Here is a 9,018-nt window from a genome sequence, read left to right as displayed (position 1 = left end):
AGCACCCGGTCGGCGAGCCGGCGCGCCTCGGCGATGGCGGGCCGGGAGCCGCGCTCCACCCGGGCGAAGCGGCGGGCGGTGGCGGTGGCGGCGCGCTCCTCGCGGGCGGAGTGCCGCGCGTGCCGGAAGTCCTTCATCAGCTGACCGGTGTCGATGCCGACGGGGCAGTCCAGGCCGCACGTCGAGTCGCCGGCGCAGGTGTCGACGGCGTCGTACCCGTACGCCTGCAGCAGGCTGCCGGTGACGGGCGCGTCCGGCGGCTGGCGCAGCATCTCCCGGCGCAGCACGATGCGCTGGCGCGGGGTGGTGGTCAGGTCGCGGCTGGGGCAGGTGGGTTCGCAGAAGCCGCACTCGATACACGGGTCGGCGATGTCCTCGATCCGCGGGATGGTCTTCAGCCCGCGCAGGTGCGCCTGCGGGTCGCGGTCGAGGAGCACCCGCGGGGCGAGGACGCCGCTCGGGTCGATCAGCTCCTTGATCCGCCACATCAGCTCCGTGGCCCGCTCGCCCCACTCCAGCGCCAGGAACGGGGCGATGTTGCGGCCGGTGGCGTGCTCGGCCTTCAGCGAGCCGTCGAAGCGCTCGACGGCCAGGCGGCAGAAGTCGTCCATGAAGGCCGCGTAGCGCTCGACGTCGGCGGGCTCGGCCGCGTCGAAGGCGAGCAGGAAGTGCAGGTTGCCGTGGGCGGCGTGGCCGGCGACGGCGGCGTCGAAGCCGTGCCGCGCCTGGAGTTCGAGCAGCGCCTCGCAGGCTTCGGCGAGCCGGGCCGGAGGCACGGCGAAGTCCTCGGTGATGAGCGTCGTACCGGCCGGGCGGGAGCCGCCGACGGCGGTGACGAACGCCTTGCGCGCCTTCCAGTAGCCGGCGATGCGGCCCGGGTCGCGGGTGAAGGCGTTGCCGCCGTCGGCCACGGACCCGACCGGCGCCACGAGGTCCAGCCCCGCCAGCACCCCGGCCGCCGCCGCCTCGTACGCCTCCTGCGCCGCCTCGTCCGGCGCCCGGAACTCCACCAGCAGCGCCGCCGTCTGCTTCGGCAGCTCCGCCCAGTCGGCGGGCACGCCGGCGACGCTCACCGAGGCGCGCAGCGTGTTGCCGTCCATCAGCTCCACGGCCCGCGCTCCGGCGGCGGCCCACGCCGGCACCGCGGCCGCGGCGGCCTGTAGCGTGGGGAAGAACAGCAGCGCGGTGGAGGTGTGCCGGTCCAGCGGCAGGGTGTTGAAGACCGTGTCGGCGATGAAGCCGAGCGTGCCCTCGGAGCCGACCATCAGCCCGCGCAGGATCGCCACCGGTGTGGCGCCGTCGAGGAAGGCGTCCAGGCGGTAGCCGTTGGTGTTCTTGATCTCGTACTTGGCGCGGATACGGGCCGTCAGCTCCGCGTCCGCCTCGATCTCCGCCTTGAGCGCGAGCAACCCGCGGCACAGCTCCGGCTCGGCCGCGGCCAGCCGCTCGTCGGCGTCGGGCGCGGCTGTGTCCACGACGGTGCCGGAGGGCAGCACGAAGGTCAGCGAGGCGAGGGTGCGGTACGAGTTGCGGGTGGTCCCGGCCGTCATGCCCGAGGCGTTGTTGGCGACGACGCCGCCGAGGGTGCAGGCGATGGCGCTGGCCGGGTCGGGGCCGAGGACGCGGCCGTGCCGGGCGAGGGTGGCGTTGGCCCGTACGACCGTGGTGCCGGGGCCGACCCGGACGCGCGCCGCGGCGTCGTCGAGGACCTCGACACCGGCCCAGTGCCGGCGCACGTCGACGAGGATGTCCTCGCCCTGCGCCTGGCCGTTCAGCGACGTGCCCGCCGCCCGGAAGACGAGCTTCCGGCCGTGTTCGCGGGCGAAGCGGAAGAGGGCGGAGACGTCCGCCACCGTCTCGGCGACGGCCACGGCCCGCGGTACGAAGCGGTACGGGCTGGCGTCCGAGGCGTAGCGCACCAGGTCGGCGGCGCCCGTCAGCACCTTCTCCGCGCCCAGCAGCGCCGTCAGTTCGCCGCGCAGCGGCTCCGGCGTGCCCGCGGCGAGGTCGTCGGCGACCCGGTCCGGCGCGGGCGCCGGTCCGCGGCCGGGACGCAGGGCCGAGGGCCTGGGCTGGAGCAGCGGCATGGAAACGGACTCCTCAGCAGGGGCGGCCGGGCGTGCCGACCAGGGGGGCGATGAGCCCCAGCAGTTTTTCACGCTGCTGTTCTGACAGCGGCTTCAGCACGTCCGCGGCGGCGGCGAGGCGCGCCCGGTGCAGTTCCGCGAGGGCCGTGCGGCCGGCCTCGGTGGTCTCGATGCGGGTGACCCGGCGGTTGGCCGGGTCGGGCACGCGCCGGACCAGCCCGTGCTCCTCCAGCGCGTCCACGTGGGTGGTGACCGCGCGGGGCACGACGCCGAGGCGCTCGGCGAGGTCGGCCATCCGCGGCGGCTCCTCGTGGCGCTCCAGGGTGCGCAGCAGCCGGGACTGGGCCGGCGTGATGCCCAGGGGCTTGAAGTGGTGCTTCTGCGCGTGGTGGATCCGGCGGGTGAGCAGCAGCAGCTGCTCGGCCAGCTGGCCGGTCACGTCTGCGGGGGGCGGGGGCGACTGGGACACGCCACGAGCGTATCAGGAGTATGTTCATTGTGTATATAGGTAACAGTGAGCTACCCTCTTATAAGTCGTCACGTTCTCCTAGGAGGCCCATGCCGCACGATCCCCTCGACGGGTGGACACCACCGCCCGCCGATCCGGAGCAGCCCGCCCAGGTGCGCCGGATCCTCGCGCTCTTCCGCCCGTACCGCGGCCGCCTCGCCGTGGTCGGGCTGCTGGTGGCCGCATCCTCGCTGGTGTCGGTCGCCTCGCCGTTCCTGCTCCGCGAGGTCGTCGACACCGCGCTGCCGCAGGGCCGCACCGGCCTGCTGAGCCTGCTCGCGCTCGGGATGGTCGCCGTCGCCGTGCTCGGCGGCGTCTTCGGCGTCCTGCAGACCCTCATCTCCACCACCGTCGGCCAGCGCGTCATGCACGACCTGCGCACCGGCGTCTACGCCCAGCTCCAGCGCATGCCGCTGGCGTTCTTCACCCGCACCCGCACCGGTGAGGTGCAGTCCCGCATCGCCAGCGACATCGGCGGCATGCAGGCCACCGTCACCACCACCGCCACCTCGCTGGTCTCCAACGCCACCAGCGTCATCGCGACCGTCGTCGCCATGCTCGCGCTCGACTGGCGGCTCACCGTCGTCTCGCTGCTCCTGCTGCCGCTCTTCGTCTGGATCGCCCGCCGCGTCGGCCGCGAGCGCAAGAAGATCACCTCGCAGCGGCAGAAGCAGATGGCCGCCATGGCCGCCGGCGTGACCGAGTCGCTGTCGGTCAGCGGCATCATGCTCGGCCGCACCATGGGCCGCTCCGACAGCCTCACCCGCGGCTTCGCCGACGAGTCCGAGAGCCTGGTGGACCTGGAGGTACGGGCCAACATGGCCGGCCGCTGGCGGATGGCCGCCATCGGCGTCGTCATGGCCGCCATGCCCGCCGTCATCTACTGGACCGCCGGACTGGCTTCCGGGCCCGCCGGGCAGGGCGTGACCATCGGCACCGTCGTCGCCTTCGTCTCGCTGCAGCAGGGACTCTTCCGGCCCACCGTCAGCCTGCTGGCCACCGGCGTGCAGATGCAGACCTCGCTCGCCCTCTTCCAGCGCATCTTCGAGTACCTCGACCTGCCCGTCGACATCGCCGAGCCGGAGCGCCCGGTGCGGCTGGCCAAGCCCCGCGGCGACGTGCGCTTCGAGCACGCCGACTTCGCGTACGAGCCGGGCCGGCCGACGCTGCGCGACGTCACGCTCACCGTGCCGGCCGGCAGCAGCCTCGCGGTCGTCGGCCCCACCGGCGCCGGCAAGTCAACGCTGGGCTACCTGGTGCCGCGGCTGTACGACGTCACCGGCGGCCGGGTCACCCTCGACGGCACCGACGTGCGCGACCTCGACTTCGACTCGCTCGCCCGCGCGGTCGGCGTCGTCGCCCAGGAGACGTACCTCTTCCACGCCTCCGTCGCCGACAACCTGCGCTTCGCCCGCCCGGACGCCACCGACGCCGAGATCGAGGCCGCCGCCCGCGCCGCGCAGATCCACGACCACATCGCCGCCCTGCCCGACGGCTACGACACCCTCGTCGGCGAGCGCGGCTACCGCTTCTCCGGCGGTGAGAAGCAGCGCCTCGCCCTCGCCCGCACGATCCTGCGCGACCCGCCGGTGCTCATCCTCGACGAGGCCACCAGCGCGCTGGACACCCGCACCGAGCGCGCGGTGCAGGAGGCGGTCGACGCGCTGGCCGAGGGCCGTACGACGATCACCATCGCACACCGGCTCTCCACCATCCGCGGCGCCGACCAGATCGCCGTCCTCGACGACGGCCGGGTCGCCGAACTCGGCACGCACGCGGAGCTGATGGCGGCCGGCGGCCGGTACGCGGCGCTCGTGCGGCGGGACGCCGACACCGCCGCCGCGGACACGCCGGCCGGCCCGGCCGCCGGTCCGGGCCCGGTCGCGGTCGCCGAGGGCGAGTCGCTGCCGGTCTGACGTGCCGTACGGCCCGGGCGCCGCGCGCCGGCCCCGTGCCCGTACTACGGTGACGGGATGGGAGTGCTCACGGCCGTCCGCGGCGACATCACCGAGCAGCAGGTCGACGCGGTGGTCAACGCCGCCAACTCCGCGCTGCTCGGCGGCGCGGGCGTCGACGGCGCCATCCACCGCAGGGGCGGCAAGAGCATCCTCGCGGAGTGCCGGGAGCTGCGCGCCACCGCCTACCCCGACGGGCTGCCCGCCGGCCGGGCGGTGGCCACCGCCGCCGGTCTGCTGCCGGCCCGCTGGGTGATCCACACGGTCGGCCCGGTGTGGTCGACGGCCGAGGACCGCTCCGGGCAGCTCGCCTCCTGCTACCGCGAGTCGCTGGCCGTCGCCCGTGAACTGGGCGCCCGCACGGTCGCGTTCCCGGCGGTGTCCACGGGGGCGTTCGGCTGGCCGCTGGACGACGGCGCCCGGATCGCGGTGGCCGCGGTCCAGGAGGCCGTCGACAAGCGGGACTTCGACGAGGTGCGGTTCGTCCTCTTCGACGACCGGGCGTACGAGGCGTTCGCCCGGCGGCTCGGCTGACCGCCGGGCCCGGGCTGCCGCGCGGCGGCGGCCACTGCCATCCTGGCGGCGTGCAGAATCCCGCGACCGTCACCCCCGACGCCCCGCACGCCGTACGCTCCCCGCTCCTCACCCAGCAGTGGCTCGACCTCGCCTTCGTCCACTGGGCCGTCGAGCCCGCCGCCGTGGCGCCGCTGCTGCCCGGCGGGACGGTGCCCGACACGCTCGACGGCGTCACGTACGTCGGGCTCGTCGCGTTCCGCATGCACCGCGTCGGATGGCTCCGGCTGCCCGGCGTGCCGTACCTCGGCACCTTCCCGGAGACCAACGTGCGCCTGTACTCGGTCGACGCACACGGGCGGCGCGGCGTGGTGTTCCGGTCGATGGACGCCGCCCGGCTGGTGCCCGTGGTGGTGGGCAGGCTCGGCTTCGGACTGCCGTACCTGTGGTCGCGGATGACCGTGCACCGGGCCGGCGACACCGTCCGCTACACCGGCTCCCGCCGCTGGCCGGGGCCGCGGGGCGCGTACAGCCGCCTCACCGTGCGCCGGGGTGAGCGCATCCGGGAGGCGACGGAGCTGGAGCACTTCCTCACCGCGCGCTGGGGCCTGCACCACGTGTTCTTCCGCACCACGGGTTACCTGCCCAACGAGCATCCGCGCTGGCCGCTGCACCGCGCCGAGCTGGTCGAGTGCGAGGAGAACCTGATCGCGGCGGCGGGCCTGCCCGCGCCGGACGGCGCGCCGGTGAGCGTCCTGTACTCGCCGGGCGTCCCGGTCCGCCTCGGCCGCCCGGTCCGGCCCGCGGGGGCCCCGGCCCCGTAGCGCACGGGGCGCCCCGGCCCGCGGGGCGCCCCGGCGCGGCGGTTCAGTAGGAGCAGCGGTTGAGCATGCTCTGGACCGCCGACTTCTCCGCGGAGTCGATCTTCAGGTTCCAGCGGTACTTGGTGTGGATCCAGAACTTGGCGTACCCGCACCAGGAACTCGTGCGCGGCGGCTTCCAGTCGGCCGGGTCGCGGTCGCCCTTGGAGCTGTTGACCTCGGTGGTCACCGCGATCAGCTGGGGGCCGGTGAGGTCGTTGGCGAAGGCCTCGCGGCGGGAGGTGCTCCAGCCGCTGGCGCCGGAGCGCCAGGCTTCGGCCAGGGCCACGACGTGGTCGATGGAGATCTGCGCGGGCGAGGTGCGGGTGACCCCGTCGAAGTAGCTGTACCAGCTGCCGGAGTCGGGGTAGCAGTCCGCGCCGGCGGTCACGTTGTCACCGTCGCGCCTGAGGACCGTCTCGCGGGTGTTGCAGTTGCCGGAGACGGCGCTCCAGTGCGGGAACTTGTCGCGCGAGTAGCCGGACATCGAGCCTTCGCCGGCCACGGTCAGGCTGTTCAGCTCGGACTGCACCTGGGACTTGGGCGGCACGTCCGGCGGGAACGCCGACGCCGGCGGCGCCGTGCCGAGCGCGACGCCGAGGACGAGCGCCAGGAGGGCGGGAACGGCTGTCCAGCCGCGGGCGGATATCGCTGACGATCTGAGCAACGTGGCCTCCGTGGGGTGAGGACGGGCACCTGCGATCGGGCGAGAGCACCGACGGCCGCACGCGAACCGCCCCGCGGGTGACGCGGAACCGTTCCGCCGGCGCGACTGTCGACGCGTGTAGACATGCCCACGACAATGAACTCCGAAGCACGGAAGTTCGACGCCCGGATGGCCGTTCGAGAACGGACGGCGCCCCCGGCGACGGGAGCGGACCGTCGCCGGGGGCGCGGGAGTTCGGTGGCGGGTGCGGGGCCGGCGGGCGCCGGGGAGGCGGATGCGGGGGTGGGGCGGGGTGGTGCGGCGGCTTAGCGGACGCCGCCGATGATCGCGTCGATCCGGGCCTTCACGGACGTCACGTCGCCGTAGATCGCGGGGGAGACGGCGCAGGTGCCGGCCGTGCCGCGGCTGGTGGCGCCCACGAGCCGCCAGTCGCCGGGCCCGCCGACGACCGCCGGGCCGCCGGAGTCGCCGTAGCACGCGCCCCGGCCGCCGCCGCCGTTGACGCACAGCTCGTACGCGCCCCGGATGCCGGCGCACGAGCGGTCGCCGAGGATCGTGGTGTCGAGCTGCCGCAACCGCACCGGCGGGGCCCCGCAGCCGCGGGTCGGGCAGGTCTGGCCCCAGCCGATCAGCCGGGTCGCCGAACCGGGCGGCGCGGCGGCGGCGACGGGGACGGGCGTCTTCGTCGACGGGGAGCCGAGCCGCAGCAGGGCCATGTCGGCGGCGACCTGGCGCCGTTCGACGACCCGGCGGACCTCGCCGCCGGAGGTGCGGTCCGTGGTGCCGATCCGGACCCGGTACGGGGTGCCGCAGTGCGCGGCGGTGACGACCCACGCGGGGTCCACCAGGCTGCCGCCGCAGGTGTGGCCGCCGGACGCGCTCTGCAGGGACACCATGAAGGAGTACGTCTCGGAGGCCGGCTGGCCGCCCACGAGCCGCGTGCCCGGCGGCGTCGCGGGACCGGGGGAGTCGGCGGCGACGGCCGCGCCCGACATCGACAGCACGGCCGCGACGGCGGCCGTTAACGCGCCGAGCCGCGCAAGGGGGCGTATTCGTCTGTTCATTCGCGTGTTCCTCCCATGGGGACTTCGGTGCGTTCCTGCCGAAGGGGATCGCACGAGAGTAAGCGCGCATCCTGAGGAACGTAAACAGCGCACCGGGCCGGCACGTGAATTCACCTCCCCTCAACCAGCGGCGCTGACCTGCACGTTCAACATCCGGAATCAATGTTTCCGGGCCCGCGTGAAGAAATCGCTTGCATAACGCGGCGGTATGGCCGTCGAATAATGGAAAGGCGCGCTGGGTAGCGGGAATTGGCTCGCTCAGTCGCGGGGTGAAGGGTCCGGAAGCCAGCCGCGGCGCTGCGCCAGAATTCCCGCCTGGAAGCGGGTGCGGGCACCCAGCTCGTCCAGCAGCTCCGCCACCCGCCGGGTGACCGTGCGCGGGCTCACGCCCAGCTGCCGGGCGATCGCCTCGTCCTTCACCCCCGCCGCGAGCAGCGTCAGCAGCCCCAGGTCGGAACACGACGGCCGGTCGGGCGCGGCCTGCGGCAGCAGCGGCGCGGCCTGCTGCCACAGCAGCTCGAAGAGGCCGACGAGCGCGTCCAGCAGCGCGCACGGGCGGATCACCAGCGCGCTGTCCACCTGGTCGTCGAGGGCGATCGGCAGCAGCGCCAGCGCCCGGTCGGCGACCGCCAGCTTCATCGGCACCTGCGGATGGACGCGCGACCGCTCGCCGTTGGCCGCCGCCCGCCGCGCCGCCGCCAGCGCGCCGGGGTATTCCAGCGACTCCGGGGCGTAGATGCCGCGCACCACCACGTCCTCGTGCAGCCGCGCCGTCACCCCCTCCTCGGAGCCGGTCGCGTCGGCCGCGTAGGGCGGCCGGTCGAAGACCAGCAGCTCCCGCTCGCAGCCGCGGACGAGCTGGGCGAAGCGCTCCGCGATGGCCTGCCGGCCGGTGAGGATCTCCAGCAGCTCGTCGGGCTGCCGGCCCGTGCTCAGCGTCGCCGCCAGCGCCCGTGCGTTGCGCTGCAGTTCGCCCAGCTCCCGGCGGCGCCGGGCGACGAGCAGGTCGACGGCGGTGTCCGGGCGGGTGGCCAGCAGCCGCACCGGGCGCCCCGGCAGCCGGCTGACCAGGCCCAGCTCCGCCAGCTCCGTCACGCCGCGCCGCGTCGCGCGCTCGGAGCGGCCCAGCTCGCCGGCGAGCTGGGCGACGGTCCGGCCGGGCGCCGCGAGCAGCGCGCGGTAGACGGACTCCGCGTACGGCGGTACCCCCAGGACCTCAAGCATCCGGCCATGGTGGCCAGTTATAGACGTGGCGACAAGACGCCAGGCGGATCCGTTCCGCGGCGCTGGTCGCCCGCGGTAAGACCTGATCATGTCCTCCCGACGGCTTCCCCAGCACCTCCGCGCTGCCGTGACGGCCCTCC

Annotated in this window: 8 protein-coding genes; 3 read left to right on the top strand and 5 right to left on the bottom strand. The window is 74.6% G+C overall.

From position 1 onward, the window contains the following. Both ABD317_RS29310 and ABD317_RS29305 read right to left on the bottom strand, forming a co-directional pair. On the bottom strand, positions 1 to 2,087 hold a 2,087-nt coding region (locus tag ABD317_RS29310; RefSeq protein ID WP_344293629.1), incomplete at its 3' end, for an FAD-binding and (Fe-S)-binding domain-containing protein. Positions 2,088 to 2,100: 13 nt separating this feature from the next. Then, positions 2,101 to 2,556, bottom strand: a complete 456-nt coding sequence (locus ABD317_RS29305; RefSeq protein WP_051438690.1) for a MarR family transcriptional regulator — start codon at positions 2,554 to 2,556, stop codon at positions 2,101 to 2,103. A gap of 89 nt (positions 2,557 to 2,645) precedes the next feature. Here ABD317_RS29305 and ABD317_RS29300 point away from each other — a divergent pair, with 89 nt between their 5' ends. Genes ABD317_RS29300 through ABD317_RS29290 form a run of 3 tightly spaced genes read left to right on the top strand, consistent with a single transcriptional unit; the run spans position 2,646 to position 5,887 of the window. Continuing rightward, positions 2,646 to 4,511, top strand: a complete 1,866-nt coding sequence (locus ABD317_RS29300) for an ABC transporter ATP-binding protein (RefSeq protein ID WP_344293626.1) — start codon at positions 2,646 to 2,648, stop codon at positions 4,509 to 4,511. Between the two features lie 57 nt (positions 4,512 to 4,568). Next, positions 4,569 to 5,084: an O-acetyl-ADP-ribose deacetylase gene (locus ABD317_RS29295; RefSeq protein WP_344293624.1), complete on the top strand. Its 516-nt coding sequence runs from the start codon at positions 4,569 to 4,571 to the stop codon at positions 5,082 to 5,084. Between the two features lie 50 nt (positions 5,085 to 5,134). Then, positions 5,135 to 5,887, top strand: a complete 753-nt coding sequence (locus ABD317_RS29290) for a YqjF family protein (protein WP_344293622.1) — start codon at positions 5,135 to 5,137, stop codon at positions 5,885 to 5,887. A 43-nt stretch (positions 5,888 to 5,930) separates the two neighbouring features. Here the strand turns inward: ABD317_RS29290 and ABD317_RS29285 are convergent, their stop codons facing one another. The 3 genes from ABD317_RS29285 to ABD317_RS29275 all read right to left on the bottom strand — a co-directional run bounded on the left by ABD317_RS29285 (position 5,931) and on the right by ABD317_RS29275 (position 8,878). Further along, positions 5,931 to 6,590 carry an HNH endonuclease family protein gene (locus ABD317_RS29285; protein WP_344293619.1) on the bottom strand — a complete coding sequence of 220 codons (660 nt, stop codon included), beginning with the start codon at positions 6,588 to 6,590 and terminating at the stop codon, positions 5,931 to 5,933. Between the two features lie 305 nt (positions 6,591 to 6,895). Then, on the bottom strand, positions 6,896 to 7,654 hold the full coding sequence (locus ABD317_RS29280; RefSeq protein ID WP_344293617.1) for a S1 family peptidase: 759 nt from the start codon (positions 7,652 to 7,654) through the stop codon (positions 6,896 to 6,898). A gap of 258 nt (positions 7,655 to 7,912) precedes the next feature. Then, the gene (locus tag ABD317_RS29275; protein WP_027757388.1) at positions 7,913 to 8,878 is read right to left on the bottom strand and encodes a LuxR C-terminal-related transcriptional regulator; all 966 of its coding nucleotides are present in this window, start codon (positions 8,876 to 8,878) and stop codon (positions 7,913 to 7,915) included. Positions 8,879 to 9,018 lie beyond the last annotated feature (140 nt).

The sequence above is a fragment of the Streptomyces synnematoformans genome (assembly GCF_039531005.1).
GTDB lineage: Bacteria > Actinomycetota > Actinomycetes > Streptomycetales > Streptomycetaceae > Streptomyces > Streptomyces synnematoformans.
This window is presented reverse-complemented; position numbering and strand designations above follow the sequence as displayed.

Bases quoted from the DNA above. Each gene is read 5' to 3' on its own strand.
- ABD317_RS29295 (WP_344293624.1), top strand. From the start codon at position 4,569: ATGGGAGTGCTCACGGCCGTCCGCGGCGACATCACCGAGCAGCAGGTC.
- ABD317_RS29275 (WP_027757388.1), bottom strand. From the start codon at position 8,878: ATGCTTGAGGTCCTGGGGGTACCGCCGTACGCGGAGTCCGTCTACCGC.
- ABD317_RS29280 (WP_344293617.1), bottom strand. From the start codon at position 7,654: ATGAACAGACGAATACGCCCCCTTGCGCGGCTCGGCGCGTTAACGGCC.
- ABD317_RS29300 (WP_344293626.1), top strand. From the start codon at position 2,646: ATGCCGCACGATCCCCTCGACGGGTGGACACCACCGCCCGCCGATCCG.